Source organism: Pseudobutyrivibrio xylanivorans DSM 14809, from assembly GCF_900141825.1.
Taxonomy (GTDB): domain Bacteria; phylum Bacillota; class Clostridia; order Lachnospirales; family Lachnospiraceae; genus Pseudobutyrivibrio; species Pseudobutyrivibrio xylanivorans.
The window spans coordinates 1-1,953 of sequence record NZ_FQYQ01000053.1 but is presented as its reverse complement, the minus strand read 5'-3'; the positions used below and the strand labels follow the sequence as shown (position 1 = coordinate 1,953).

Sequence of the window (1,953 nt, the reverse complement as noted above, 5' to 3'; positions counted from 1 at the left end):
GGCAGCGTAAATTTGTTCTCGGAAATCACAGAAAAGACAATCCCTGTGTGTTTGTGATAAGAATTAGATTTGTGACTATCTTACTCTTTTTATCTTTTAAAAGGAAGCCCTGCTCCGCAGTCCTTTGATTAATGTTTAATGCCGTACTTTTTTGTACGACAAATAATCCTTCTTTTGCTTGTTGATATTTTATCTGCCTTGAAATGGGTGTCAAGGACAACTCCTTCGGTGCAAAGCATCCTTGACTCCCATTTCTGGGCAGATACACTGTAATCAAGCAAATGAAAGATTAGGTCTGTGCATAGCACTTTTAATCAAGTCAACACCGGTAGGTGTTGTTTCCTTTTAGATTTTTCCATTTAGATAAAACATAAGCTGTTTTGAATTTTGCAGTGACAACGTTGAATGTATTCTTTCAGAGTATTTTCCATACTCCATCATCATTTTATTTCTATTACCTTTTTCAGATGCAAGTATTGCTGAAGCACTAAGAACCACTTCTTCAGCACCGGCAGCCGTCTGCATTTCTTCTTTTTGGAACTTTGCCAGTTCAAGCATATCTCCGTTATTGTAATAATACTCTCTTAAGTGAGCCATTTTACCTGCTCCAAGATTGCTCCATCCCATAGCCTGTGTACTCATCCTACTTGATAGTACATGGTAGACATGCCCCTCGGCAGAGCAGGCTTTAACGCTCTCACTTTTTCTTAATCTATATTTTGCGGCCATCCAGTTGGATGATATATATTGGGATGCTTTTTCTATCTTTGCCTGTATCTTTTCTGAATCAGTACACCCCTTAAGTTTTTCCACTACTTCAAGAAAATCAGCTTTTTTCTTGCTCCTGATACAGTCATATATTTCTGTTATTGCATCATCCTGAGAATCTTTCATATGGCCTGTCATTTTCAAAACATATTTAGACAAGTGGAACTCATCAAGTACAAATGTGACATCAGCTAATCCTCTGTATCCACTTTTTATCCAGGCGCCTCCGTCAGCATTTATATATATCTTTTTGATTTGAGTAGTATCATATGTTGCTTCAACATACTCAAATACTTCTGCCCAAAATTCCTTACTGTTTTGCTCATAACCTCTGCTGAAATAATGGGTTCCTACCAACTTATTACGATTACTCTTTGGAGCCTCTGGTTCAATGTCTTCAAAGACGTATGCGAGCTTTGTTATGCCTCCATTTAGCTTTCTTCCATACTCATTTGTTTCTAAATCACCACGTTTTTCTTTGAACTGCAAATGATAATGATCTTCATCTGCATCTATGTACAGATAGTCAACTACTTTTTTTACTTCTGGAATTTGAAAGCTCTTTGGAAACTTAAGCTTATGCAGTTGATTCTTTACAGTCTGCTTTGACACACCTTCTATGCTCGTGGCTTCCTCACCAGCTTTTCTATAGGAAGTCTGTACAGCTTCTTGGTATATGTTGGCCATTACATCCTCAGTCATTTCTTGATTTGAGGACAATCCCATTAAATTATCTAGAAGATAGCTACATACAGGCTTACCAGCTTCATCGACCTCAGTCTTTGATTTATATAATACTCGCGAAAAACTAATTCTTCCTAAAGTTGTTAGAAGCTGCCTTCCATCAGCCTTATGTTCTACAACCCATTTCCTTTTTCTTGCTGGTAATTCTTTGATTAACCTATCCATTTCTACTATGGATGCCTGTAAAATTTCCCTACCTAACTTATCAGTTTCTTCTTTTGTTGCGATAGCAAAATCAGCCAGACTTGTTGGATTTTTATAATACTCCAGCCTCATCTCTAATAATTTTGGAATGAAATATTCCGCCAAATAACTTATAATATCTTCCATAAAAGAACATCCTCCCTTGTGTGTATAGTTTTCGCAAACCAATACTTTATCACAAAGAAGGATGTTCTTTTATTATTTGTGTATATTTTCCGAGAAAATTTTTACGCTAGC

1 protein-coding gene is annotated in these 1,953 nt (G+C 36.7%); it reads right to left on the bottom strand.

Features of this window, described 5'->3' with window-relative positions:
- Positions 1-345: 345 nt before the first annotated feature.
- Complete coding sequence (locus BUA88_RS15780; protein WP_072919720.1) at positions 346-1,842, bottom strand: ISLre2 family transposase; 1,497 nt, start codon at positions 1,840-1,842, stop codon at positions 346-348.
- Between the last annotated feature and the right edge of the window lie 111 nt (positions 1,843-1,953).